This is a genomic window from Streptomyces sp. XM4193 (assembly GCF_023072595.1).
GTDB lineage: Bacteria > Actinomycetota > Actinomycetes > Streptomycetales > Streptomycetaceae > Streptomyces.
On record NZ_JALLGK010000003.1, the window covers coordinates 282,980 to 307,842 of the forward strand.

The window sequence follows — 24,863 nt, forward strand, 5'->3', positions numbered from 1 at the left end:
ACCGGCGGTTCGTCCCATGGTGTTTCGGTCACTCGGGGGCCATTTCCAGTCAAGCCGACCGGCTCCGACGAGGCCCCGGCGGACCTCTCGCGCGACCTCGACCCCACCCCCGCGCGCAGGGGCGGGCCGCGGCAACGCTGACTCCCCGTCCGGACCGTCAAGTCGGCCGCCTACAGTTGCTCCATCACGGATCAGCCATTCAGCCGATCCGAAAGTCCCACCTGCCCCGCATAAGGACAGCGATGCCCGCCAAGAAACGGTCCCGCCGCACCCGCTTCATCGTGATCACTGTCGTCCTCGTGCTGGTGGCGGGTCTGGGTGCGGGCACCTTCTGGTCCGTCAGCGCCGTGCGCGACTCCTTCCCGCAGACGACCGGTTCGCAGAAGATCGAGGGCCTGTCCGGCACCGTCAACGTCAAGCGCGACGGCAACGGCATCCCGCAGATCTACGCGAGCAACGCCCAGGACCTGTACCGGGCGCAGGGCTTCGTGCACGCCCAGGACCGCTTCTGGGAGATGGACGTACGGCGCCACATGACCGCGGGGCGGCTCTCCGAGCTCTTCGGCGAGAAGCAGGTGGAGACCGACGCGTTCCTCCGGACGCTCGGCTGGCACGACGTGGCCGAGAAGGAGTACGAGACCAAGCTCTCCGCAGACACCAAGCGCTACCTCGACGCCTACGCGGCCGGCGTCAACGCCTACCTGGACGACCACAGCGGATCCGGAATCTCGGTGGAGTACGCCGCGCTGGACTTCGTCAACAGCGGCTACGAGCCCAGGAAGTGGACGCCGATCGACTCTCTCGCCTGGCTCAAGGCCATGGCCTGGGACCTGCGCGGCAACATCAAGGACGAGATCGACCGCTCGCTGATGGCGGGCCGCCTGAGCGAGAAGCAGATCGAAGAGCTCTACCCCGGCTACCCCTACGACCGGAACAAGCCGATCGTCGAGGAGGGCGTCGAATCCGGCTCCGGCGAGGGTCAGGGCGCTCCGGACGGTCAGGGGACTCCGGACGGTCAGGGGACTCCGGGCGGCCAGGGCGACGGGGCCGGCGGGGACACCCCGCCGCCCGCGGGGTCGCCCGAATCGGGTCAGCCGGGTGCGGGCCAGCCGGGCGGCGGACTGCCGGGCACCGAGCAGCCGGGCGTGGGCCAGGGCGGTGAGGGCTCTGTCGCCGGCGGTCAGGCGCAGGGAGTGCGCACCCAGCTCTCCTCGCTCGCCAAGTCCCTGGACGAGCTGCCCGCGCTGCTGGGCCCGAACGGCGGCGGCATCGGTTCCAACTCCTGGGTCATCTCCGGCAAGTACACCACCAGCGGAAAGCCGCTGCTCGCCAACGACCCGCACCTCGCGCCCCAACTCCCGTCCGTCTGGTACCAGATGGGGCTGCACTGCACCCAGGTCAACGACAAGTGCCCGACCGATGCGGCCGGTTTCACCTTCTCCGGCCTTCCCGGTGTCGTCATCGGCCACAACCAGGACATCTCCTGGGGCCTGACGAACCTCGGCGCCGACGTCACCGACCTCTATCTGGAGAAGATCCAGGACGGCAAGTACCTCTACGACGGCAGCTACACCGAGTACAAGACCCGCCGCGAGACGATCAAGGTGGCCGGCGGCAACGACCGCAGCATCACGATCCGTTCCACCCGCAACGGCCCGATCGTCTCCGACCGCAACACCCAGCTGGGCCAGGTCGGGGACACCGCTCCGGTGGAGGGCGCCGCACCCGACCGCGGCAAGGGCTACGCCGTCTCGCTGCGCTGGACGGCGCTGAGCCCGGGCAACACGATGGACTCGCTCTTCGAGCTCAACCGGGCGAGCAACTTCAAGGAGTTCCAGGCCGCGGCCCGCAAGTTCGAGGTGCCCTCGCAGAACCTCATCTACGCGGACACCAAGGGCAACATCGGCTATCAGGCACCCGGCCGCATCCCCGTGCGTGGCAAGGGCGACGGACGTTACCCGGCTCCCGGCTGGGACCCCGACCACCGCTGGACGGGCTACATCCCGCAGGACGAGCTGCCCAGCGAGTACAACCCCAAGCGCGGCTTCATCGTGACGGCGAACCAGGCCGTCGTGGACAAGCGCGACTACCCGCACCACCTCACCGACGACTGGAGCTACGGCACCCGCAGCCAGCGCATCAACGACCTCATCCGGTCGAAGATCAAGGACGGCGGCAAGATCTCCATGGACGACATGCAGTCCATGCAGCTGGACAACAGCAGCGAGATCGCCAAGCTGCTGGTGCCCCATCTGCTGAAGATCGACATCGGCGACTCCTACGTCCGCGAGGCGCAGCAGCTCCTGGAGGGCTGGGACTACACCCAGGACGCCGACTCCGCGGCGGCGGCCTACTTCAACGGCGTGTGGCGGAATCTGCTGCTGCTCACCATCGGCAACAAGCTCCCCAAGGAGCTCCGGGTCAAGGGCGAGTGCCTGATGGTCCGTCCTGCCGACGACTCGGGCCCCATCGAGGATCTGGACGGCACCGCGCGCACGATCCGCGAGTGCGGCCAGCGCGAGAGCGAGACCGCCCAACCCGACGGCAGCGACCGCTGGTTCGAGGTGATGCGCGGTCTGCTGGAGGACCCGAAGAGCGAGTGGTGGCAGGCCCCCCGCAAGGACCTGGACTTCGCCGCCGCCGAGGGCCGCGACCAGATGCTCGCCCGGGCGATGAAGGAAGCCCGCTGGGAGCTGACGTCCAAGCTCGGCAAGGACATGAACTCCTGGAGCTGGGGCCGCCTGCACAGGCTCATGCTGCGCAACCAGACCCTCGGCACCAGCGGCCCCGGCATCGTTCAGCGGCTGCTCAACAGAGGCCCCTGGGAGATGAGCGGCGGCAAGGACGCGGTCAACGCGACGGGTTGGAACGCGGCCGGCGGTTACGGCGTGACCTGGGTTCCGTCGATGCGGATGGTCGTCAACCTCGAGGACTTCGACAAGTCGCGCTGGATCAACCTCACCGGCGCCTCCGGCCACGCCTTCCACCCGAACTACACCGACCAGACCGATCTGTGGGCCAAGGGCGAGCTTCTGCCCTGGGCCTTCAGCAAGGAAGCCGTCGACAAGCGCACCGACGACACGATGGCGCTCACTCCCTGAGTCCGCGAGGACACCCCCGCCGGACGCAGCCGCGCGCCCGTACCCGTACCCGTACCCGCACCCGTACCCGGGGCCGACGAGCCTCGGGTACGGGCGTACGGGGCTCCCGCGGCGCCCGGATCAGAACCGCAGCAGACCCGAGGGCGTCACCACCGCGTGCACCGGCCGGTCGTGCGGTTCGGCCGGCACCCGCGCCAGCACCTCGTCGTCGTACAGCAGAACCACCAGCGCAGGATCGGCGCCGGCCGCCGCCAACCGCGCCAGCACCCGGTCGTACGATCCGCCGCCGCGGCCCAGCCGCAGCCCGGACCGGTCCACCGCGAGCCCCGGCAGCAGCACCACCTCGGAATCGGCCACGGCCTCGGCGCCCAGCCGCTCACCGGCCGGCTCCAGCAGTCCGCGCCCCGCGGGCAGCAGCCGCTCGGGGCCCTCGTACGCCGCCCAGTCCAGGTCGTTGTCCGGCAGCAGCACCGGCAGCAGCACCCGTGTGCCCCGCTCCCGCAGCGCGTCGAGCAGGGCGCGGGTGCCCGGTTCGGTGCCGACCGAGACGTAACCCGCGACCGTCCGCGCCTCGGCCAGCCGGTCCCACCGTGCTGCCGCCGCCGCGATCCGCTCCGCGCGCAGACGCACGTCATCCGGCGTCAACTTCCTCCTCACCGAAAGGAGTTCTGCCCGCAACGCACGCTTGCTACCTTCACTGCTCACTGTCGATGAACCTTCCTTTGTCCGCGTGGAGCAACAGAAGTAGGCAGAGCCTCACTTCGGTACAAAGCGACCGGTTATGGTGCGGGGCATGACTACAGCGCCCGCCTCCAAGGCCAGGATCAGCAAGGCTGTCATCCCCGCAGCCGGGCTCGGCACGCGGTTTCTCCCGGCGACCAAGGCCACTCCCAAGGAGATGCTGCCCGTCGTCGACAAGCCCGCGATCCAGTACGTCGTCGAGGAGGCCGTCGCCGCCGGTCTTTCGGACGTGTTGATGGTGACCGGCCGCAACAAGCGGCCTCTGGAGGACCACTTCGACCGCAACTACGAGCTCGAAGAGGTCCTGCGCCACAAGGGCGACGAGAAGAAGCTCAGCAGGGTCCAGGAGTCCAGCGACCTCGCCACCATGCACTACGTGCGCCAGGGCGACCCCCGCGGACTGGGCCACGCGGTGCTTGCCGCCGCTCCGCACGTCGGCGACCAGCCCTTCGCCGTGCTCCTCGGCGACGATCTGATCGACCCCCGCGATCCGCTGCTGATGCGGATGACCCAGGTCCAGGAGGAGCTCGGCGGGAGCGTCATCGCGCTGATGGAGGTCGCGCCGGAGCAGATCCACCTCTACGGCTGCGCCGAGGCCGCGCCCACCGCGGAGGGGGACGTGGTGAAGGTCTCCGGCCTGGTCGAGAAGCCGGACACGCAGGAGGCGCCGAGCAATCTGGCGATCATCGGCCGTTACGTGCTCGACCCCGCCGTCTTCGACGTGCTGAGCAAGACCGAGCCGGGCCGCGGCAACGAGATCCAGCTGACCGACGCGCTCCAGACACTCGCCGAGAACCCGTCCCTCGGCGGCCCGGTGCACGGCGTCGTCTTCCGCGGACGCCGCTACGACACCGGCGACCGGGGCGACTACCTGCGCGCCATCGTCCGTCTGGCGTGCGAGCGTGAGGATCTGGGTCCCGAATTCCGGGACTGGCTGCGGGACTTCGTCGGCAAGGAGCTGTGAGGCGTTGAGCGAGACCTGGTCGGTCGACGAGCATCTGGACGACATTCTGGCGTCCGTCCATCCGCTGGAGCCGCTGGAGCTGTCCCTGCTGGAGGCGCAGGGCTGTGTGCTCGTCGACGACGTGCTGGTGCCCGCCGCGCTGCCGCCCTTCGACAACAGCTCGATGGACGGCTACGCGGTGCGCACCGTGGACGTCGAGGGCGCGGGAGAGGAGTTCCCCGCGGTGCTCACCGTCGTCGGTGATGTTGCCGCCGGCAGCGGAGCCCTGCTCACCGTCGGTCCCGGCCAGGCGGCGCGCATCATGACCGGCGCTCCGCTCCCGACCGGAGCAGAGGCCGTCGTCCCGGTGGAGTGGACGGACGGCGGCACCGGCAGGGGGCCGGTCACCAGCATGACGGCCCACAGCAGCGACCCCTCCGGCGCGACCGGCGAGGTGCGGGTCCACCGTCCGGTCAGCGCCGGCCAGCACGTACGGGCGCAGGGCAGCGATGTGCGCGCCGGCGCGGTGGCGCTCACCGCCGGCACGGTGCTGGGGCCTCCGCAGCTCGGGCTGCTGGCCGCGATCGGCAGGCGCACCGTTCAGGTGCGTCCCCGCCCGCGCGTGGTGGTCCTGTCCACCGGCAGCGAACTCGTCCAGCCCGGCGAGCCGTTGGGGCCGGGCCAGATCCACGACTCCAACAGCTTCGTGCTCACCGCGGCTGCCCGCGACGCCGGCGCGCTCGCCTACCGGGCCACCGCGGTCGCCGACGACGCCGATTCCTTCCGTGAAGCGGTCGAGGACCAACTGGTGCGCGCCGATGTGCTGGTGACCAGCGGCGGAGTCAGCGTGGGCGCGTACGACGTGGTGAAGGAGGCCCTCGGCGACAGCACGCTCTGGGACGGCGCGGCGGTGGACTTCCGCAGGCTGGCGATGCAGCCGGGCAAGCCGCAGGGCTTCGGTCTGATCGGTCCGGACCGCACTCCGCTGCTCGCGCTGCCGGGCAACCCGGTGAGTTCCTATGTCTCCTTCGAGTTGTTCGTCCGTCCGGTCATCCGCAAGCTGATCGGGCTGGACTCGGTGCACCGCCCGATCGTCCGCGCTCGGGTCCAGGCCGACAAGCCGCTCGATTCCCCGGCCGGCAAGCGCCAGTTCCTGCGCTGCCGCCATCTTCCGGCCGCCGAGGGCGAACTGCTCGGCACCGCCGAGCCGGTGGGCGGCGCGGGCTCGCACCTGGTCGCCTCCCTCGCGCACGCGGACGCCCTGCTCGTCGTGCCCGAGGACGTCACCGAAGTGGTGCCCGGCGCGGAACTGGAGGTCGTACTCCTCGCCGGCCCGGCCTGACGACACCCGCCCCTGCCCGACGACACCCGCCCCGCGTCCTGCTCCCACCCCGACGGCAACCGGTGCCGCGCCCGTGTCCCGCACCTCCGCCGGCGCTCCGTCCGCCGTCGAGGAGCCGCGGGAGGGGGTGTCGCGGCGCCCGGTACCGTTCTCGCCATGAGCAGCCAGCACCTCACCCACATCGACGAGCGCGGCGACGCACGCATGGTCGACGTGTCCGCGAAGGACGTCACCGCGCGCACCGCGCGTGCCACCGGCCGGGTGCGCGTCACCCCGGAGGTCGTCGGCCTGCTGCGCGGGGAGGGGGTGCCGAAGGGGGACGCGCTCGCGACCGCCCGCATCGCCGGGATCATGGGTGCGAAGAAGACACCCGAACTCGTGCCGCTCTGCCACCCGTTGGCCCTTTCCGGCGTACGCGTCGAACTCTCCGTCGCCGACGACGCGGTCGAGATCAGCGCCACCGTGAAGACCACCGACCGGACCGGGGTGGAGATGGAGGCGATGACGGCGGTCTCCGTCGCGGCCCTCACCCTGGTCGACATGGTCAAGGCCGTCGACAAGGGCGCGGTCATCACCGACATCCGGGTCGAGTCCAAGACCGGTGGCAAGTCCGGCGACTGGCAGCGCTCGTGACCGCCCCGCGCGCCCTGGCCGTCACCGTCTCCAACCGTGCGGCTGCGGGTGTCTACGAGGACACCGGCGGACCGCTGCTGCGCGACGGGCTCGCTGCGATGGGCTTCCATGCCGACGGCCCGACGGTCGTCCCCGACGGCGAACCGGTCGAGAGGGTGCTCCGGGAGGCGGTGGCCGCGGGGTACGACCTCGTCGTCACCACCGGCGGCACCGGGCTGACCGCACTCGACCTCACCCCCGAGATGACCCGGCGGGTGCTGGACCACGAGGTGCCCGGAATCCCCGAGGCGATCCGTGCCGCGGGGCGCACGAAGGTGCCGACCGCGGCGCTCTCCCGTGGCCTGGCGGGGGTCGCCGTGCGTACTCTGATCGTGAACCTGCCCGGCTCCCGGGGAGGAGTGAAGGACGGCATCGCCGTTCTGCAGGAGATCGTCCCGCACGCTGTGGACCAGCTCAGAGGCGGCGACCATCCACGAGGAGACGACAGCTGAACGCGCCCTGGCCGGTGGAGCTGGCGGACGGCGACATCGCCCTCCGTCCCGTGCGGGTGCGCGACCACCGCGCCTGGCGCGAAGTGAACCAGCGCAATCGCGCCTGGCTCAGTCCCTGGGAAGCCACGATTCCACCGGCACCGCCGGGCCATCTCCCGGCCGGACGGCCCTCGTTCCGGCAGATGGTGCGCAATCTGCGCGCCGAGGCGAGCGCGGGCCGAATGCTTCCTTTCGCGGTGTTCTACCGCGGGCGTCTGGCCGGTCAGCTGACGGTGGCTGGAATTACCTGGGGCTCGATGTGTTCCGGCCATATCGGCTACTGGGTGGATCAGGCGGTGGCCGGTCGCGGGGTGACCCCGACCGCCGTCGCGCTCGCCGTCGACCACTGTTTCCGCACCGTCGGGCTGCACCGCATCGAGATCTGCATCAGGCCGGAAAACGCCCCGAGCCGGAGAGTCGTCGAGAAACTCGGATTCCGCGAGGAGGGGCTCCGGCCCCGCTATCTCCACATCGACGGCGACTGGCGCGACCACCTCGTCTACGCGCTCACCTCGGAGGAGGTGCCGGAGGGCCTGCTCGCACGCTGGCACTCGCTGCGGTACGACCGTCCCGGCGAGTCCGATCGCGGCGCCCGATCCGAAACCGAGGTCCGTCCGCATCGCGACGACCGGCCCGACCGGCCGGGCCCCGCCCGGGAAATGCGATAAACGTTCGATTCTTTCGCTTGGGTCGCCTTCGAGGTCGGAAAACGGTCACAGGGTGCCGCAATTTGTGCGTACTTGGCGACTCTTCATCACAGAAAATTCTCGGTTTATCAGCGAGCTGACGCGACACGCCGCGTCAATCGGCTGAACCTGATACCAAAACCCCTCTACCGTGTGACCTGTGAGCAACAGCGGCCTCATCTACGCAGTCATCGTCGGGGCCTGGGCCGCCTATCTGGTACCGATGTGGCTTCGACGTCAGGACGAGCTCAACGACGCCCGTCCGACGGAACGCTTCAGTACCGCGATCCGGCTGCTTTCCGGCCGGGCCGCGATGGAGCGGCGCTACACCAGGACCCGGGCCAAGGCGCCGGAGTCCCCGGAAGACGATGACGACAGCGCGCGACCGGACGAGTCGGGCAGCCCCGAGGGGGACACCTCCTACGAGGCGGCCGACCTCCGGTCCTTCGCCGACCCCGTGACCGAGATCGGGCCCGTCCCGACATCTTCGGACGAACCCCACGACGAGGCGGGCGACTCTCGCGGCCGTCCCGAACAGTCCGAGCTCCCGGCGGAGTTCGAGGAGCCGGAGACGCGGAAACCGGTTGTGGCGAAGGTCGAGCGCGCAGTCGCCAAGGTCGGAGCCGGTGACGCGCGGACCAAACGTGCCCGTGTCCTGGCTCGCCGCCGTCGGACGACGATGCTCCTCTTCCTGTGGTTCACCGCGGCCAGCGTGCTCGCGGCCGTCGGCGGGCTCGGCCTGCTGTGGGCTCCCGCGATTCCGGCCCTGCTGCTCAGTGCGTACATCGGCTATCTGCGGGCCCAGGAGCGCCGGCGGTTCGCCGTGCGGCTCGACCGGCAGCGCGCGGAGGCCGCCGCGCGTCGGCTTCAGGAGAAACGGCGCCTCGCCCAGGAGGCCCGGAACGCCGAGTCGGACGCCGGTCCGGCGCTGAGCGAGGACGGGCAGGCGATCGTCGAGCAGACCGACCACGCCGAGTGGGTGGACCAGCAGCGCGCACGTCGCCGCGACGTACCGGCCGCCGGCAGCTGGGACCCGGTCCCGGTGCCGCTGCCGACCTACGTCAACGCGCCCGTCGCGCCGCGCAGCGCCGAGCGGGTCGACTTCGACGCGGCCGACGCCTGGAGCTCCGCCCGCTCCACCACCGCGGGCCCCGCGCAGGCACCGGCCGCCCCGCGGGCGCAGCGCCGTACCCCGCTCTTCGACCAGGACGCCGACGTCGACCGCCCCCGCGCCTCCGGCGAGTGAAGCGCGACGGCTGAGCGGGCGGGAACGGATTTCGCTCCACCGCGGGGTTGGTGCTAATGTTTCAACCGTTCCGAGGGCCTGTAGCGCAGCCTGGTAGCGCATCTCGTTCGCAACGAGGGGGTCAGGGGTTCAAATCCCCTCAGGTCCACAGAGCATGTGTCGTTCACGATTCCAGGTGTGAACGGTTTGACGAAGGTCCCGCAGATCATTTCGATCTGCGGGACCTTCGTCGTTCCGTGCCTCCGTCCCCGGTGGGCTCGGACGCGCGGAGCGGGGCGGGTGCGTCGGGCGGCGTATCGGTGACCACTGTCATGTGGCGGGTTTCACCCGGAGGTTGGGGGTGTGGGGCGAACTCCGCTGTGCGGTGCGGGGGCGGCGCCGCGGCAGGGTCGGCGAGGCGTGGGTGGGCACGCGGGGTTCGGGTGTCCGGTACGGGGAGTGAGGTGCGGTTTCGCCGCGGCGCGCTGTGCGGGGGAGGAGCGCGTGGTGGATGAAGGGATGGTGAATGTCGGCGGAAGGCAGGGGCGCTGGGGTGGGGGAAGTTCGCCGTTTCTGTGCGTTCTCTGCCGATTCGGGGGCCGGTGGAGTACGGGTGTGGACGCCGAGTATCGCTCTATAGTGACCAGAGGTTCACCTATAGTGTTATCGAATTGATCAGGAGTGCCGTCCTCGGAGGCTCCTGCCGATCCGTCCAAGGACCCCACAGATGACAGCGCAGATAACCAACGCGCGCCAACGGACGGAGCGTTCGCCGCTGCGGTCAGCACTCGTCCCGATGTTGGTCACCGCACTGCTGACCGGCGCCGGTGCGGCTGTCACGACATGGTGCGCGCCGGCCGACTACCGGACGCAGGTGGCCTTCGCCACCGGGCTCTCGGCCCTGCTGCTGTGCACCGCCGCCGTGGTGGTGGCCGTTCAGCGTGCGAGGCAGCGGGCGCTGCTGGCCCGACTCGCGGAGAACGAGGCGGGTTCCCGGAGCTTCGCGGAGCAGACGCTTCCCGCTCTGCTCGACCGGCTGCGGTCCGGTTCCGCACCGGACAGCGCGCTGAAGGCCCTGCCCCAGCCGTCCAGCGCCTCGCACCAGCAGGTACTGCGCACGGTGGCGCAGGAGTTGGGGCGCAGCGAGGCCGGCAAGGCGGCGGCGCTGACGGCGTGCGCCGACGCCGCGAGTCGTATGCAGGCGCTCTCCACCAGCATGCTGGCCGACCTCCGGGAGATGGAGCACCAGCACGCGGACGAGGACGTGCTCGCCGACCTGCTCCATCTGGACCACCGCACCGCGCAGGCCGGTCGGCTCGCGGACAGCATCGCGGTGCTCACCGGGGCGCGTTCCGGGCGGCGTTGGGCAAAGCCGATCGTGATGGAGTCCATCCTCCGGGGCGCGATGGGACGCATCGCGGGCTACCAGAGGGTGCGGCTGCACACCACGGTGGACGTGGCGATCGCCGGCCACGCGGCCGAGGGCGTCATGCACGCGCTCGCGGAACTCCTGGACAACGCCGCGAACTTCTCGCCGCCCACCGCCGAAGTGCATGTGTACGTCGAGGAGGTGCCGGCCGGGCTGGTCGTCACCATCGAGGACAGCGGCCTGGTGATGGGCGACTTCGCGCTCAGGCGTGCCGAACGGGCCGTGTCCGGCGAGTCGTTGGACCTGACGACGCTCTCGGGCACCCGGCTGGGCCTCCCGGTGGTCGGCTGTCTGGCACGCAAGCACGGGCTGGCCGTCTCCTTCCGCCCCTCGGCGCGCGGCGGCACCGGGGTGATCGTGCGGATCCCGCAACTGGTCATCCACCGGGCGCAGGAGCATGGCAGCCAGAGCGGTGCGCGCTACGTACCGGTCGGCCGGGGCGCGGAGCCGGTGGGTGGCTCCGCCCGGTGGGCCGGGCCGCGGGACGTGACCGCGCCGGACGCCGAACGTCCCTCGGACGGCACGCCGTTGGGCCCCGACGGGGTCCAACCGGTGGGTCGGCAGCAGACGTCGGGCGAGCAGGAGGCGGTGCCGGGCGCCGCTCCCGCGACGGGGCCGGGGTCGGTCACGGCGCCGGGGGCCGGCTCGGGTCAACAGGCCGACGAGGACCCGCTGTTCGGACCGCTGCCGGGCCGCCGCGCCGGTTCGGTGCCCGGGGACGGGACCGCGGTCCCGGGCGCTCCCGGCCCGGTCGACGAGTCCGCCGCTCCCGGTTCTGCGGAGCCGGACGAAGCAACGGACCGGGCCCCGGGCGGAGTTCCGGACGAGACATCTGACGGGGCGCCGAGCGAGGACTTCCCGCTCGTCCTCCCGAAGCGCGTCAGCACGCTTCGCCGCCCCCGCCCGGCCGGCGGCGCACCGGCCGACGGCGCACCGGCCGGCGGCGCACCGGTCGAACCCGCGGGTCCCGCGGAGCCGGACGACGAGCACGCGCGTGCGCACGATCCGCTGTACCAGGACCACGACGGGCTGGCCGCCGGCTCGTCGCCGGACGAGCTGCCGGGCACCGGCGGGCCGCCGTCCTCCGGCCCGCTGTACGAGCCCCCGGGCACGGGCGCAACCGGCCCGCCCCCGGCCGCCGCGAGCGGTACGGGGGGTACGGGCGGTACGGGCGAGGCAGGCCCTGCCGGGAGCAGCGGCGCCGAGCCGTACTCGCCGCACTGGTTCCGCGAGGAGGCGGAGCGCATCCGGCGGCAGACCTTCGGCGGCGTCGAGCCGCGCAGGGACGACGTCTGGGCGGCCGGCGCCCCCGCTTCCGCGCAGGACCCGCCGTCCCGGGACCCCTCGGACCGGTCCGTGCCCCCGCAGGGCGGCAGTACGGCGACCGGTCAACCCGCTGCCGGGAGCGGCGAGTTCGACTCCGCCACGCGGTCCTTCGACCCTCCCTCCGATCGGGCCCTCGGCTCCGCCTCTGCGCAGTCGGCGGTCCCGTACGGCGGTTGGGCGCCGGCGGGGGAGTTCGCCGCGGAGCCGGAGTACGGCCCGAGCGGGCTGCCCAAGCGCCGTCGCGGCCAGGCTCTCTCCGCTGCTCGTCCCGCCACCCCGCCTCCCGCACCGCAGCCCGGGCCCCGTCGTACGGCGGCGGAGTCGGCGGCGCGGTTCGGCGCGTTCCGCAAGGCGGTGCGCGGTGGCGAGCGTTCGGTCGGCGAGGAGTCGGTCGGCGAGGCGTCGGCCGAGCAAACGCGGCCCGCCGGGGCCGAGGGGCGGCCCGCCGCAGGTGCCGAAGCGGCGCCGGACGCACCACCGTACGATCCCCCCGCCGCACCGAACAGCGCGGCACCACAGCCCCCCGCCCCTCCAACCTCGTACTCGCAACCGGAGGATGACGTCCGATGACCGCCCCCTTCCAGGGCTCGCCCGCGACCGGCCCGCAGCACACCGACACCGCGGACCTGGGCTGGCTGCTGGAGCGGCTGCTCCAGCGCACCGCCGGTGCCCGGCACGCCCTGGTCCTGTCCAGAGACGGCCTGAAGCTGTGCCACACCCCTGAGCTGACGGTGGACCAGGCCGACCAACTGGCCGCCATCGCCGCCGGAATCCAGAGCCTGTCCCAGGGCGCCTCGCTGGAGTTCGGCGACGGTACGGGCGGCGTACGGCAGGCGATGACCGAGTTCTACGGCGGCATCCTGTTCATCGTGGAGGCCGGGCAGGGCGCCCATCTGGCCATCGTCGCCGACGACTCGGCGGACGTCGGGCTCGTCGGCCACAACATGAACGAACTCGTCGAGCAGCTCGGCGACTACCTCAGCACACCGCCCCGGAACTCCGGCGGCGGTGCGGTATGAGCAGGCCCGGCAGGGACGACAGTCCCGACCGGCTCTACACGGTCACCGGAGGACGGAGCCGGGCGAACTCCACGGCGTTCGACCTGGTGACGCTGGTGGTCAGCGAGTTCGATCCGGCGCCGGGCATGCAATCCGAGCACCGGGCGATCCTGGCGATGTGCCGCAGGCCCACGGCGGTGGTCGAGATCGCCGCCGAGCTGCGGCTGCCGGTCAGCATCGTCAAGATCCTGCTGTCCGACCTGCTGGCTGCGGGTAGGGTCACCGCACGCCATCCACAGCCGCTCCCCACGGCGTCAAGTCTCCCCGATCCCCTCGTACTTGAGCAGGTACTCGTTGGACTCCGCAATCTCTGACAGCGCGGCGGACCGCACTCCGCTGCTCAGCACCACCACCAGCGCGCTGAAGATCGTCGTGGTGGGCGGCTTCGGCGTCGGCAAGACGACGATGGTGCGTTCGGTGAGCGAGATCCGGCCGCTCAGCACCGAAGAGACGATGACCCAGGCCGGCCAGGACGTGGACGACAACTCCGCGGTCCGCAGCAAGACCGCCACCACGGTCGCCTTCGACTTCGGCCGGATCAGCCTCAACGCGGAGACGGTCCTCTATCTCTTCGGCGCCCCCGGACAGGAGCGCTTCTGGTTCCTTTGGGACCGGCTCTTCGCGGGCACGCTCGGCGCGGTCGTGCTGGTCGACACCCGCAGGCTGGCCGACTCCTGGTACGCGATCGACCGCCTGGAGCAGCACGGCACCCCGTTCATCGTGGCGCGCAACGACTTCGGCGGCCCCGAGCACAGCCTGGAGCAGATACGCGACGCGCTCGACCTCCCTCCGCACGTGCCGCTGATCGACTGCGACGTGCGTCAACGCGAGTCCAGCAAGCATGTGTTGCTCACGCTCGTCCAGCATCTGTACACGCTCTCCACCGGGCACGCCCCGCGCCCGTGACGCGTGACCGGCCCCGCCCCGACGGCGGCGGCGGGGCGTGCGCGTGCCGGGGCCGCGGGGCTGCCGGGCGTCGCGGGGCCGCCGGGCCGCGGGACGCCGTACGGCGGGGCGGCGCGCGGCGTACGGCCGGTCAGGCGCGCAGGTCCTTGACGTAGCAGCGGCTGTCCTCCTCGAACCGGTACACCCCGAACTTCCGTGGTGCCGGGGTGTACGCGCTGGAGCGGTAGAGCTCGATCGCCTCGGGCTGCGCGGTGCCGGTCTCCAGCACCATCCGGCGCCGACCGGCGGCGCGGGCGTCGTCCTCCAGCATCGCCAGGATGCGGCGGGCGAGCCCTCGCCCGCGGGCGGCGGGTATGACGTACATCCGCTTGATCTCCGCGTCGCCGTCCTCGTACTCCTCCTCGTCGGTGCTCTCGCAGCTGCGCCAGGCGCCGGTGGCGACCGGCAGCCCGTCGTCGAGGGCGAGCAGGAACAGACCGCGCGGCGGTTGGAACATCTCGGGATCGAGCGGGGTGACGTCGCCCCCGCTCTGGTAGCGGCGCACGTACTCCTGCTGCACCTCGGCGACCAGCTTCTGCACGTCGGGGTGGTCGTAGCGCACGGTCAGGATCTCCATTCCGGCATCGTAGGCAGCACCGCGGGGCTCGGTAGGGTGCGGGGATGCTGAAGGTGACCTCCGTGAACGTGAACGGGCTGCGGGCGGCGGCCAGGAAGGGCTATCTGCCCTGGCTCGCCGCGACCGACGCCGACGTCGTCTGTATGCAGGAAGTGCGCGCCGAGCCCGAGCAGTTGACCGCCGAATCGCGGCACCCCGAGGGCTGGCACGCCGTGTACGAGCCGGCGCGGGCCGAGGGGGCGAAGGGCCGGGCGGGTGTGGCGATGCTCACCCGCAGGGAGCCGGACGCGGTGCGCACGGGCTTCGGGGTGGCCGAGTTCGCCGACTCCGGACGCTATCTGGAGATCGACCTGCCGGGTGTGACCGTCGCGAGCCTCTATCTGCCCGCCGGGCAGGTCGGAACCGAGCGCCAGGAGCAGAAGGAGCGCTTCATGGCGTCCTTCCTGCCGTATCTCAAGGAGTTGCGCGCCCGTGCCGCGGCCGACGGTCGCGAGGTGCTGGTCTGCGGCGACTGGAACATCGCGCACCGCGAGGCCGATCTGAAGAACTGGCGCAACAACCGCAAGAACTCCGGCTTCCTCCCCGAGGAACGCGCCTGGCTCGGCCGGGTGCTCGACCCGGCGGACGGCGGCTATGTCGACGTGGTGCGCGCGCTCCACCCGGACCAGGAGGGCCCCTACAGCTGGTGGTCCTACCGCGGCCGCGCTTTCGACAACGACACCGGCTGGCGGATCGACTACCACCTGGCGACGCCGGGACTGGCGGCACGGGCGTTGAAGGCGGAGGTCGAACGCGCCCCGAGCCACCCGGAACGCTGGAGCGACCACGCCCCCGTCTCGGTCGTCTACGGGCTCTGAGTCGGACGCGTCGGATCACCGGCTGGTGCGCTTGTCGGCGTAACCGAGGGGTGGGGACGGTCGTTGCGTTGGTATGAAGAAGCGCAGCATGCTCGCCATCGCCTCGTTCGCCGTCGGTGTGGTCGCGTCCCTGGCCACTCCGACAGTCCAGCCGCCCGCCGAGGCGGACGCCCGCGGGGAGAGCGGCGGCACCTCCGCGCCCGACCTCGCGGCGGGCGCCGCGGACGAGCTCCGGGAGGACGACACGACCGCCCGCTGATCCGGGCGGCTCACCGTCCCGAGCGCCGTACGACGCCCGGCCGCGACCGAACGGTCACCGGCCGGGCGTCGACGCGTTCCCGCCCCGCCGCATCCCGCCGCATCCCGCCGCATCCCGCCGCATCCCGCCGCATCCCGCCGCATCCCGCCGCATCCCGCCGCACCGCCCCGCTCGGCGTGCGCACCGCGTCCCGCTGCCCCGCTGCCTGCGCGCGCCGGCGGGACGGGCCGGCCGCCGTGCAGAGCCGGCGCCCGGCCCCTCGTGTCAGTCCCGGGCGTCGCCCTCGGACGGGCCGCGCCGCTCCTCCGGGAGATTGAAGAACTCCTCGATCTCGCGGCGCAGTTGGCGGTCCATCGCCATCGACAGTTCTGCCTCCACGACCTGTTTCGCCGACGGGCGGAGCGCCTCGATCGCGTCCGAGATGTCCTCGAACCTGCCCTCGGTCAGCAGATGCTCCTTGATCAGCCCGGCGAAGTCGGCGCTGATCGCCTCGACATGGCGCCGCATCCTCCGCCCGGCCTCCAGCACCGCGGAGAGCGGTACGCCTCTGTCGACCAGCATCGTCGAGGCGTCCAGCAGCCGTTGGCTGATGTGGGTGATCTCGTCGCCCTCGATCGAGAGGTAGCCGAGTTCGATGGCGGTGGAGAGGTTCTCCGGGGTGTCCTCCTCGGGGAAGAGCGCGGCCAGCTGCTCCGGGGTCAGCCGCACCGTCGTCTCCTCGGAGAATCGCGGGGCGAGGGCGCGGGAGACGCCGAGGAGTTCGGCGGCGCTGTCGGAGTCCCGGCCCTTCTCGAAGGCGACGATCAGCTCGGCGATCCCGCCGAGGGTGTGGCCGCGGGCGAGCAGGCCGGCGATGGTGTGCAGCCGGGCGAGGTGGCGCTCGTCGTACCAGGCGATGCGGCCTTCCCTGCGGGGCGGCGGGAGGAGCCGGCGTTCGCGGTAGAAGCGCAGGGTGCGCGGGGTGATGCCGGCGGCCTCGGCCAGCTCGGTGGCACGGTACTCGCGGCCCTGCGGTTCCGCGGTCCCGGCGCCCGTGCCGGTCCCGGTGCCGGACGCGGACGCGTCGGCCGGACCGGCCGGTGGCCGGTCGGTCTGGCGCTGGTGTTCCTCGAACTTGCCCACGCCGTAAGCCTATGCCGGAGGGGGAGCCCGAAACGCGGGGTACAACCGCCGGTAACTTTTCCCGCTCTCCCCCTACCGCTCGGTATGTGAGCTGGCCTACTCTGCGGACCATGCCAGTGATTACTGGCATGGTCGGAGGCGAACAGTCGGGAGGCAGCGCATGACCGGACGTGGGAACGAGCGCGAGCACGTACGGGTGGCGGTGATCGGATCGGGCTTCGGCGGCCTGGGCGCCGCGGTGCGTCTGCGCCGCGCGGGTGTCACGGACTTCGTGGTGCTGGAGCGCAGGGACGCGGTCGGCGGCACCTGGCACGACAACACCTATCCGGGCTGCGCCTGCGACGTGCCCTCGCACCTGTACTCCTTCTCCTTCGCGCCCAACCCCGAGTGGCCGCGCAGCTTCTCCGGCCAGGCCCACATCCGGGCGTACCTGGAGCGGGTCGCGGACACCTTCGGGCTCCGGCCGCACCTGCGGCTGGGCACGGACGTCGAGCAGATCACCTGGGACGAGCAGGAGCTGCGCTGGACGATCGAGACCAGCCGGGGCTCGTACACCGCCGAGACCGTCGTCTCCGCGGGCGGCCCGCTCTCCGACCCGAAGGTGCCGGACATCCCCGGCCTCGACGGCTTCACCGGCAAGGTCTTCCACTCCGCGCAGTGGGACCACGACTACGACCTGCGCGGCAAGCGCGTCGCCATGATCGGCACGGGCGCGTCCTCGATCCAGATCGTCCCCTCGATCCAGCCCGAGGTGGAGCGGCTGACCGTCTTCCAGCGCACTCCCGCCTGGGTGATGCCCCGAGTGGACCGCCGGATCAGCAGGGCCGAGCACTGGCTGCACGACCGGGTGCCGCTGACCGGCTCGCTGCGCCGCCAAATCCTGTGGGGCGTACGGGAGTTGCAGGTCAGCGCCTTCACCAAGCGTCCGGGGATGCTCGGGCTGGTGGAGAACCTCGCCTCCTCGCACATGCGCAGGGCGATCAAGGACAAGGAGCTGCGGCGCAAGCTCACTCCGGACTACCGCATCGGCTGCAAGCGCATCCTGCTCTCCAACGCCTACTATCCGGCGCTCGCCCGCGAGAACGTCGACCTCGTCGCCTCCGGTCTGCGCGAGGTCAGGGGCAACACCCTGGTCGGCGCGGACGGCACCGAGGTGGAGGTCGACGCGATCATCTTCGGCACCGGCTTCCACGTCACCGACATGCCGATCGCCCAGCGGGTCAAGGGCGCGGGCGGGCGGCTGCTCGCCGACGTCTGGAAGGACGGCATGGAGTCGCTGCGCGGCTCGACCGTCTCCGGCTTCCCCAACTTCCTGACCGTCATCGGGCCCAACACCGGCCTGGGCAACAGCTCGATGATCCTGATGATCGAATCGCAGCTGAACTACCTGGTGGACCACCTGCGGCACCAGGATAGTCTCGGCGGCCGGGTGGCCCTCGACGCCCGCCCCTCCGCGGTCAGGGAATGGAACGACTTCGTCCAGAAGCGGATGGAGCGCACCGTCTGGACCACCGGCGGCTGCGACAGCTGGTACCTGGACGCCAACGGGCGCAACACCACCGTCTGGCCCGGAACCACCGGCGAGTTCCGCAGGCTCACCCGCGAGGTGCGCCTGGAGGAGTACGAAGTGCTGCGGCCGACCGCCGACGGCTCGGGGGACACCCCGGGCGGCGGCAGGAGCCGGCGCGGCAACAGGAACGACAAGCAGGAGGCATCCGCGTGACCCGTCCCCACCACGTGACCCAGGGCCCGTTCGCGCCGCCCGCGCCGGTCCGCGAGCAGGCGGTCGCCTCGGCCGACGGCGTCGAGCTCTACGTGCAGGTGCACGGCCCCGAAGGCGGACCGGCGGTCGTGCTGGCGCACGGCTGGACCTGCTCCACCGCGTTCTGGGCGCCGATCGTCCGCAGCCTCGTCGCCGAGGGGCACCGCGTCGTGGTCTACGACCAGCGCGGACACGGGCTGACCACCGCGGGCCTGGAGGGCAGGCCCACCGGTTACAGCCCGGCGACCCTCGCCGACGACCTGTGCGCCGTGCTCGACGCCACCCTCGAACCCGGCGAGCAGGCCGTCGTCGGCGGCCACTCGATGGGCGGCATGACCATCATGGCCGCGGCCGGACGCGCCCAACTGCGGGAGCACGCCGCGGCGTTGATGCTGTGCAGCACCGGCGCGCGGTCGCTTCCCGGCACCTCCACCGTCATTCCGATGCCCGGCGCCAGGGCCCGGGAGCTGGCCCATCGGGCCACGCTGGGGGCGGCAGCGCCGTTCGGGCCGATCACACCGCTGTCCAAGGCGCTCATCCGCTATGTGACCATGGGCGCCGGAGTGGGCCCCGAGGCCAGGGACGCGGCCGTGCGCATCGTGCACAGCGCGCCCCGCCGCCCCCGCGCCGCGTGGGGTCGGGTGCTGAGCGGCCTGGACCTGCACGCCAAGCTGCGCGACCTCGATGTGCCGACCGCGGTGGTGCACGGTACGCACGACCGGCTGACGCCCTTCGCGCACGCCGTGCACCTGGCCGAGAACCTGCCGCACCTCACCGAGCTGCACAAGCTCAGCGGGCTCGGCCACATGACCCCGATGGAGGCGCCGGAAGCCGTCGCCGGCGTACTGCGGAGGCTGGCCGCCGCGCACCTGGCCACCCCCGCGTCCCCCGCCGACACCTCCACCACTTCCGCCACCTCCGCCACTTCCGCCACCGAGCCGTCCGCCACCGAGCCGGCCGGCGGTGCGTCCGCCGGCGGTTCGTCCGTCTCCGAGGAGGCCGCGTGAGTCGTCATCCGCTTCGGGGCCAGGTCGCCGTCGTCACCGGTGCGGCGCGCGGCGTCGGCGCGCTGCTCGCCCGCAAACTCGCCGCCCGCGGTGCGCGGATCGCGCTCGTCGGCCTGGAGCCGGACGAACTCGCCCGCGTCAGCGACTCGTTGGACACCGACTCGCGACACTGGCACGCCGACGTCACCGACCACGAGGCGATGGCCCTGGTGGCGCACGAGGTCCGCGAGCACTTCGGCCGGGTGGACGTGGTGGTCGCCAACGCCGGTGTGGCGGGCGGCGGCCCGTTCGTGGACAGCGACCCCGTCACCTGGCGCCGAGTCATCGAGGTCAACCTCATCGGCGGCGCCGTCACCGGCCGGGCGTTCCTGCCGCTGCTCACCGAGTCGCGGGGCTACTTCCTCCAGATCGCCTCGCTCGCCGCGATCACACCGGCACCGATGATGACGGCGTACTGCGCCTCCAAATCGGGTGTGGAGGCGTTCGCCCACAGCCTGCGCGGCGAGGTCGGCCACCAGGGCGTACGGGTCGGCGTCGGCTACCTCAGCTGGACCGACACCGACATGGTGCGCGGCGCGGACGCGGACGAACTCCTGCGCGACGTACGGCAGGAGCTGCCCTGGCCGATGAACAAGACGTACGAGCTGGGCCCCGCCGTCGACCGGCTCGTCGCCGGTGTCGAGCGCCGCTCGGCGCATGTGTACGGGCAGTGGTGGCTGCGCGGGTTGCAGGGCACCCGCGGGTATCTGCCCTCCGTGGTCGCGCTCGGCGCTCGCCGGCAGCTCGCCAAGTTCGAGCCCCGGCTCGCCGCGGCGCGCGGTCGGCTGCCCACCGGGCTGGTCGGCGCGGGCGGCGCGGCCGACGAGAAGGCCCGTGCGGACCGCGGCGCGGTCAACGGCGTTTCCGGCGACCGCGGTTGACCCGAGCGGCACCCAGGAGGGGACGCACCCGGCGCGGGTGCGTCCCCTCCTGCTCTCTGCTCCGGGGCGGGCGCAGGGGTCAGCGCTTGTCCCAGTCGTCGCCGACGTCGTCCAGGCTGTCCTGCTGGTAGCCCTGGCCCTTCTCCTCGCGCGGCTGCGACCGGTCGACGTAGTGGACCCGGTCCGTCTGCCGCGGCCCGACGGTCCGGTCGCCGGACCCGGCATCCTCCTCGCGCATGCCGGTCCGCTCCTCGCGCATCCCGGTCCGTTCGGTGGTGTCGCGGTCGTGCTGCGGTGCGCGGCCGGGGTCGTCCCCGCGCGGGCGCTCGCGCATGGTGTCGCGCGAGTCGCCGGGCCGGGCCTCGCGCGACATTCCGCCCTCGCTCGCGCGGCGAGTGCCGGTGTCGTACTCCTGTGTCCCGCGCTGCCGGTCGGCGTCCCGTGCGAAGCCGTCCTGCGCAGCGCCCTCCCGGGTCCCGCCCTCCCGGGTTCCGCGGTCCTGCTCGTGCCGGCCCGACCGCTCCGAGCGCTCCGGCCGGCCGGACCGCTCGGAGTGCGGGGAGCGCTCGGACTGCTCGGACCGCTGGGACTGCTCGGAGTGCTTCTCCTCGCCCTGGCCCTGCTGCATCGCGTCCTTGGCGCGCTCCGCGGCTTCCTTCGCCTTGTCCTTGAACTGGTCTGCCATGCCCATGGTCTGGTCACTCCAAGCGGATGTGGGTGGTGGGGGCAGTGACCAGCGTGACATGCTTCACAATTCATTGCATTTCCGGACAGGGATGATCAGAACTCCCGGGCCCCGCCGCCCTCCGCGCCGCCCCGCTCCCCAACTCCCGTACACCCCGAGGCCGTTGCGCGGCCGGTCCCGGCTACCGGTATTCGCCCCGCCCGCGCGGCGGCAGCGGCGGCCGCCGTCGGTCGGGGACTCCGACGTCGCTCGGCGGGGCGAGCGCGGGGTGGCGGTCCAGCAGCTCAAGTGCCGTGCGCACCGCGGTCGTCAACACCGCGTAACGGCCCTCGGCCCAGTCCAGCGGGCTGCGCAGCGCCTCGATGTCCGGTTCGACGCCGTGGTTCTCCACGTCCCAGCCGTACGCGTCGAACCAGGCTGCGTTCATCGGCACGGTGATCACCGTGCCGTCGCCCAGCCGGTGGCGGCCGGTCATTCCGACGACGCCGCCCCAGGTGCGCATCCCCACCACCGGACCCAGGCCCAGCAGTCGGAACGCGGCGGTGATCATGTCGCCGTCCGAGGAGGTCGCCTCGTCGGCGAGCGCGACGATCGGCCCGCGCGGGGCGTTGCCCGCGTACGAGACCGGCTGGGCGTTGCGGGTCACGTCCCAGCCCAGGATGGTCCTGGTCAGCTTCTCGATCACCAACTCGCTGATGTTTCCCCCGGCGTTGCCGCGCACGTCCACGATCAGCGCGGGGCGCGAGACCTCCATGCGCAGATCGCGGTTGAACTGGGCCCAGCCGGAACCGCCCATGTCCGGGATGTGCAGATAGCCGCAGCGTCCGCCGCTCATCTCCCGCACCACCTGCCGCCGTCCGGCCACCCAGTCCTGGTAGCGCAGCGGACGGTCGTCGACCAGCGGCACGATCGCCACCCGGCGCGGCGGCCCGCCCTGCGGGGAGCGCACGGTCAGCTCCACGGTCGTGCCGCCCGCGCCGTCCAGCAGCGGGTACGGCCCCGCCACCGGGTCGACCGGCCGCCCGTCCACGTGGGTGAGCACCACGCCCTCCCGCACCCCGGAGCCGGCCAGCGGCGAACGCGCCCTGGAGTCCGAGGAGTCGCCGGGCAGGATGCGGGCGATCTGCCAACCGCCGTCCCTGGTGCGGGCGAAGTTCACCCCGAGCATCCCGATGGGCCGCTGGTAGTGCGGCGGGCCCTCGTTGCGGCGGGAGGGGGCGACGTAGGCGTGCGAGGTGCCGAGTTCGCCGAGCACCTCGCGCAGCAGGTCGGCGAACTCGTCGGGCGAGGCGACGCGGTCGACCAGCGGGCGGTACTGGGCGAGCACGGCGTCCCAGTCGATGCCGCACATGCCCGGCTCCCAGAAGTACGCCCGTGTGATGCGGCCGGCCTCCTCGTACGCCTGCCGCCACTCCGCGCCGGGATCGGCGACGTGCAGCACCCGGCGCAGGTCGATGTGGACGACGGAGTCGGCGTCCGGGGAGTCGTTGGCGGGTGCGGCGCGCAGATCGCCGTCGTCGTTGACGACCAGCCGTCTGCCGTTGCCGCTGATCGCGAACCAGTCGACGTCACCGGTGAGTTCGGTGCGCTTGGCCTTCACCAGGTCGAAGTGTTCGAGGGTGGGGCGGCCGGAGGTGTCGGCCGGGTTGGCGAAGGTCTCGCCGAGGGCACCGGAGATCGGGTAGCGCAGCCAGATCAGCCCGCCGCCGGCGACCGGGCACAGCGCCGAGTACTTGGACGCGGTCACCGGGAACGGCGTCACCCGGCTCGCCAGCCCCTCGGCCTCGACCGACACCATGCCCTCGCCGCCCCCGCCGTCGGCCGGGTCCAGACCGCCGCCCGCCGGCCGGCCCTCCGGGGTCAGGGCGAACGGCGAGTGGGTCGCCGAGTTGAGCGGCACCAGGTACGGGCGGCAGCCCAGCGGGAAGGAGAGGTCGCCGGTGTGCACGTCGTACACCGGGTCGAAGCCGCGCCAGGAGAGGAAGGCGAGGTAGCGCCCGTCCCTGGTGAACACCGGCTGCTCGTCCTCGAACCGGCCGCCCGTGACGTCCAGGATCGTCACATCGCTCAGCCGCGCGATCTTCACCTGGCGCAGCGAGCGGCCGATGCCGGGGTGCGCCCAGGCCAGCCACGCGGAGTCGGGGGAGAAGGCGAGATCGCGGACCGGCCCGTTGATGGAGCGGATCAGCTCGGTGACCTCGGTGTCCTCGGTGTCCTCGGTGTCGTCGGGGCCGTCCGCACCGTCGGCCGCCTCCCGGTCGTCGGCCTCGGGGTCGCCCGGACCGTCGTCGGAACCGGTGGGCACCAGGAGTAGCCGCCCGTCGTGCGAGGCCACCGCGAGCGTGCGGCCGTCCGGCGAGGCGACCAGCTCGTGCACCCGGCCGAGCTGCCCGGTGGCGAGCCTGCGGCGTCGCTGCTCGCCGCTGGCGCGCGGGAGTTGGGCGATCTCGATGCCGTCCTCGCCGTCGGCGTCGGTGATGTAGGCGACCTCCCCGGTGCCGCCCAGCATCTCCGGAAGGCGCACCCGTACGCCCGGTTCCTCGGTGATGGTGCGCGCCGGGCCGTCCCGGTGGGTGAGCCAGTACAGGCTGCCGCGCACGCACACCGCGCTGGCGCGGCCGGTGGCGTCGACGGCGAGCGAGTCCAGATTGCTTGCCGCGGGCACCTGGTGGGTCCGCCGCCCCGAACGCGGTCCGGCGAGGCGGATGTCGAGCCGACGCGGCACGGAGCCGGCGGCCAGGTCCTCCGCCAGCCAGATGTCGCCGCCGCACTGGTAGATGACCCGTCTGCCGTCGGTGGCGGCGTGCCGGGCGTAGAAGTCGGCGTGGTCGGTGTGCCGGCGGAGGTCGGTGCTGTCCGGGCGGCAGGAGTAGAGGTTGCCGATGCCCTCGTGGTCGGAGAGGAAGGCGACGCGGCCCTCGGCGTCGGCGCCGCAGACCGCGCTCGGCACGATCATCGGGCAGTCCAGGTGCCCGGCCAGGTGCGGAAGCATCCGCTCGCCGTGCAGCCACAGGCGCCCGGTGGCGCCGCCGCGGTACCGCTTCCAGGCGGCCGGCTCGTGCGGCGGCGTACCGGTGAGCAGCAGCGTTCGGCGCACGCCCGCCAGATCGCTCACCGCGATGCCCGCGCACGGGCCCCAGGGCAGCCGGCTGCCGGTGCTCCCGTCCAGCGGCAGCCGGTAGGCCCACGAGAAGTAGGAGAACGGCTGGCCGTGGGAGGCGACGGCGAGGATGTCGCCCTCGGGCGTCCAGCCGCACACCCGGGTGTCGGTGGCGCCCCAGTGGGTCAGCCTGCGCGCGGGGCCGCCGTCGGCCGGTGTGAGATGGATCTCCGGATCGAGGCTGCGCCAGGTCGTGTACGCGATCTGGGTCCCGTCGGGGGAGTAGCGGGGAGGTCCGAGCCGGGTGCGGTCGGCGGTCAGCCGCCAGGCCCGTGCGGGCCCGCCGCCCGGCTCGGGGATCCGTGCGACCCAGAGGTCGTCCTCTGCCACGAAGCAGAGCTGATCGCCGTTGAGGTGCGGAAACCGGAGGTACGCGCCGTCGCTCACCCCACCCATGGTTCGGCCGGTGCGCGGGGGCGGCAAGTCGTGCCCGGGGCGCGGCGGCGGGGCCGGCGGCACACGGGCTTCGGCGGCCGTCGGCGCTTCGGCGGCGGCACACGGGGGTCGGTGGTCGGGGCGCCGGGGGCTGCTTCAGGGACGTCGATACCGCGGTGC

At 72.4% G+C, this 24,863-nt stretch carries 21 protein-coding genes and 1 tRNA gene; 17 read left to right on the forward strand and 5 right to left on the reverse strand.

From position 1 onward, the window contains the following. Positions 1–242 precede the first annotated feature (242 nt). Complete coding sequence (locus MTQ01_RS12380; protein WP_247489620.1) at positions 243–3,101, forward strand: penicillin acylase family protein; 2,859 nt, start codon at positions 243–245, stop codon at positions 3,099–3,101. Positions 3,102–3,221: 120 nt separating this feature from the next. Here MTQ01_RS12380 and MTQ01_RS12385 read toward each other — a convergent pair whose 3' ends face one another. Further along, entirely contained in the window at positions 3,222–3,806 is a 585-nt protein-coding gene (locus MTQ01_RS12385) for a 5-formyltetrahydrofolate cyclo-ligase (protein WP_247489622.1), read from the reverse strand. Positions 3,807–3,882: 76 nt separating this feature from the next. Here MTQ01_RS12385 and galU point away from each other — a divergent pair, with 76 nt between their 5' ends. The 11 genes from galU to MTQ01_RS12440 all read left to right on the forward strand — a co-directional run bounded on the left by galU (position 3,883) and on the right by MTQ01_RS12440 (position 13,920). Continuing rightward, a complete protein-coding gene (galU, locus tag MTQ01_RS12390) occupies positions 3,883–4,806 on the forward strand; it encodes a UTP--glucose-1-phosphate uridylyltransferase GalU (RefSeq protein ID WP_247489625.1) in 924 nt (307 codons plus the stop codon). A 4-nt stretch (positions 4,807–4,810) separates the two neighbouring features. Continuing rightward, a complete protein-coding gene (gene glp / locus MTQ01_RS12395; protein ID WP_247489627.1) occupies positions 4,811–6,127 on the forward strand; it encodes a gephyrin-like molybdotransferase Glp in 1,317 nt (438 codons plus the stop codon). 156 nt (positions 6,128–6,283) lie between these two features. Next, entirely contained in the window at positions 6,284–6,760 is a 477-nt protein-coding gene (moaC, locus tag MTQ01_RS12400) for a cyclic pyranopterin monophosphate synthase MoaC (protein ID WP_247489628.1), read from the forward strand. Continuing rightward, positions 6,757–7,251, forward strand: coding sequence for a MogA/MoaB family molybdenum cofactor biosynthesis protein (locus MTQ01_RS12405; protein ID WP_247489630.1), 495 nt, complete (start codon positions 6,757–6,759; stop codon positions 7,249–7,251). The genes moaC and MTQ01_RS12405 overlap by 4 nt, the downstream gene beginning before the upstream one ends. Further along, on the forward strand, positions 7,248–7,958 hold the full coding sequence (locus MTQ01_RS12410; protein ID WP_247490030.1) for a GNAT family N-acetyltransferase: 711 nt from the start codon (positions 7,248–7,250) through the stop codon (positions 7,956–7,958). Before MTQ01_RS12405 ends, MTQ01_RS12410 begins: the two co-directional genes overlap by 4 nt. Before the next feature lie 178 nt (positions 7,959–8,136). Further along, complete coding sequence (gene glpR, locus MTQ01_RS12415) at positions 8,137–9,222, forward strand: gephyrin-like molybdotransferase receptor GlpR (protein ID WP_247489632.1); 1,086 nt, start codon at positions 8,137–8,139, stop codon at positions 9,220–9,222. Between the two features lie 74 nt (positions 9,223–9,296). Then, positions 9,297–9,370 (forward strand) — tRNA-Ala (locus MTQ01_RS12420). A 558-nt stretch (positions 9,371–9,928) separates the two neighbouring features. Next, a complete protein-coding gene (locus MTQ01_RS25300; RefSeq protein WP_374207719.1) occupies positions 9,929–12,526 on the forward strand; it encodes an ATP-binding protein in 2,598 nt (865 codons plus the stop codon). Continuing rightward, positions 12,523–12,975: a roadblock/LC7 domain-containing protein gene (locus tag MTQ01_RS12430; protein ID WP_247489633.1), complete on the forward strand. Its 453-nt coding sequence runs from the start codon at positions 12,523–12,525 to the stop codon at positions 12,973–12,975. Before MTQ01_RS25300 ends, MTQ01_RS12430 begins: the two co-directional genes overlap by 4 nt. Then, entirely contained in the window at positions 12,972–13,328 is a 357-nt protein-coding gene (locus tag MTQ01_RS12435; RefSeq protein WP_211041157.1) for a DUF742 domain-containing protein, read from the forward strand. Before MTQ01_RS12430 ends, MTQ01_RS12435 begins: the two co-directional genes overlap by 4 nt. Continuing rightward, positions 13,309–13,920, forward strand: a complete 612-nt coding sequence (locus tag MTQ01_RS12440) for an ATP/GTP-binding protein (RefSeq protein ID WP_247489635.1) — start codon at positions 13,309–13,311, stop codon at positions 13,918–13,920. Before MTQ01_RS12435 ends, MTQ01_RS12440 begins: the two co-directional genes overlap by 20 nt. A gap of 130 nt (positions 13,921–14,050) precedes the next feature. Here MTQ01_RS12440 and MTQ01_RS12445 read toward each other — a convergent pair whose 3' ends face one another. Then, on the reverse strand, positions 14,051–14,536 hold the full coding sequence (locus MTQ01_RS12445; RefSeq protein ID WP_247489638.1) for a GNAT family N-acetyltransferase: 486 nt from the start codon (positions 14,534–14,536) through the stop codon (positions 14,051–14,053). A 44-nt stretch (positions 14,537–14,580) separates the two neighbouring features. Between MTQ01_RS12445 and xth the strand changes: the two genes are divergently transcribed. Together xth and MTQ01_RS12455 are read left to right on the forward strand one after the other, a co-directional pair. Continuing rightward, the gene (xth, locus tag MTQ01_RS12450) at positions 14,581–15,393 is read left to right on the forward strand and encodes an exodeoxyribonuclease III (RefSeq protein WP_247489640.1); all 813 of its coding nucleotides are present in this window, start codon (positions 14,581–14,583) and stop codon (positions 15,391–15,393) included. Between the two features lie 73 nt (positions 15,394–15,466). Further along, on the forward strand, positions 15,467–15,652 hold the full coding sequence (locus MTQ01_RS12455; RefSeq protein ID WP_247489642.1) for a hypothetical protein: 186 nt from the start codon (positions 15,467–15,469) through the stop codon (positions 15,650–15,652). A gap of 264 nt (positions 15,653–15,916) precedes the next feature. Here the strand turns inward: MTQ01_RS12455 and MTQ01_RS12460 are convergent, their stop codons facing one another. Next, on the reverse strand, positions 15,917–16,774 hold the full coding sequence (locus MTQ01_RS12460; RefSeq protein ID WP_374207720.1) for a MerR family transcriptional regulator: 858 nt from the start codon (positions 16,772–16,774) through the stop codon (positions 15,917–15,919). Between the two features lie 160 nt (positions 16,775–16,934). Here MTQ01_RS12460 and MTQ01_RS12465 point away from each other — a divergent pair, with 160 nt between their 5' ends. From MTQ01_RS12465 to MTQ01_RS12475, 3 genes are read left to right on the forward strand one after another with little or no spacing between them, the layout of a single operon-like run. Beyond that, positions 16,935–18,497 (forward strand): NAD(P)/FAD-dependent oxidoreductase, encoded by a 1,563-nt coding sequence (locus tag MTQ01_RS12465; RefSeq protein WP_247489644.1) that lies wholly within the window; start codon positions 16,935–16,937, stop codon positions 18,495–18,497. Continuing rightward, positions 18,494–19,543, forward strand: a complete 1,050-nt coding sequence (locus tag MTQ01_RS12470) for an alpha/beta fold hydrolase (RefSeq protein ID WP_247489646.1) — start codon at positions 18,494–18,496, stop codon at positions 19,541–19,543. Before MTQ01_RS12465 ends, MTQ01_RS12470 begins: the two co-directional genes overlap by 4 nt. After that, positions 19,540–20,463: an SDR family oxidoreductase gene (locus MTQ01_RS12475; RefSeq protein ID WP_247489647.1), complete on the forward strand. Its 924-nt coding sequence runs from the start codon at positions 19,540–19,542 to the stop codon at positions 20,461–20,463. Before MTQ01_RS12470 ends, MTQ01_RS12475 begins: the two co-directional genes overlap by 4 nt. Before the next feature lie 79 nt (positions 20,464–20,542). Here MTQ01_RS12475 and MTQ01_RS12480 read toward each other — a convergent pair whose 3' ends face one another. Both MTQ01_RS12480 and MTQ01_RS12485 read right to left on the reverse strand, forming a co-directional pair. Next, positions 20,543–21,148 carry a hypothetical protein gene (locus MTQ01_RS12480; RefSeq protein WP_247489649.1) on the reverse strand — a complete coding sequence of 202 codons (606 nt, stop codon included), beginning with the start codon at positions 21,146–21,148 and terminating at the stop codon, positions 20,543–20,545. Positions 21,149–21,329: 181 nt separating this feature from the next. Beyond that, positions 21,330–24,704: a S41 family peptidase gene (locus MTQ01_RS12485; protein WP_282613565.1), complete on the reverse strand. Its 3,375-nt coding sequence runs from the start codon at positions 24,702–24,704 to the stop codon at positions 21,330–21,332. Between the last annotated feature and the right edge of the window lie 159 nt (positions 24,705–24,863).

Bases quoted from the DNA above. Each gene is read 5' to 3' on its own strand.
- MTQ01_RS12380 (WP_247489620.1), top strand. From the start codon at position 243: ATGCCCGCCAAGAAACGGTCCCGCCGCACCCGCTTCATCGTGATCACT.
- galU (WP_247489625.1), top strand. From the start codon at position 3,883: ATGGTGCGGGGCATGACTACAGCGCCCGCCTCCAAGGCCAGGATCAGC.
- moaC (WP_247489628.1), top strand. From the start codon at position 6,284: ATGAGCAGCCAGCACCTCACCCACATCGACGAGCGCGGCGACGCACGC.
- MTQ01_RS25300 (WP_374207719.1), top strand. From the start codon at position 9,929: ATGACAGCGCAGATAACCAACGCGCGCCAACGGACGGAGCGTTCGCCG.
- MTQ01_RS12430 (WP_247489633.1), top strand. From the start codon at position 12,523: ATGACCGCCCCCTTCCAGGGCTCGCCCGCGACCGGCCCGCAGCACACC.
- MTQ01_RS12435 (WP_211041157.1), top strand. From the start codon at position 12,972: ATGAGCAGGCCCGGCAGGGACGACAGTCCCGACCGGCTCTACACGGTC.
- MTQ01_RS12445 (WP_247489638.1), bottom strand. From the start codon at position 14,536: ATGGAGATCCTGACCGTGCGCTACGACCACCCCGACGTGCAGAAGCTG.
- xth (WP_247489640.1), top strand. From the start codon at position 14,581: ATGCTGAAGGTGACCTCCGTGAACGTGAACGGGCTGCGGGCGGCGGCC.
- MTQ01_RS12455 (WP_247489642.1), top strand. From the start codon at position 15,467: ATGAAGAAGCGCAGCATGCTCGCCATCGCCTCGTTCGCCGTCGGTGTG.
- MTQ01_RS12465 (WP_247489644.1), top strand. From the start codon at position 16,935: ATGACCGGACGTGGGAACGAGCGCGAGCACGTACGGGTGGCGGTGATC.
- MTQ01_RS12480 (WP_247489649.1), bottom strand. From the start codon at position 21,148: ATGGCAGACCAGTTCAAGGACAAGGCGAAGGAAGCCGCGGAGCGCGCC.
- MTQ01_RS12485 (WP_282613565.1), bottom strand. From the start codon at position 24,704: ATGGGTGGGGTGAGCGACGGCGCGTACCTCCGGTTTCCGCACCTCAAC.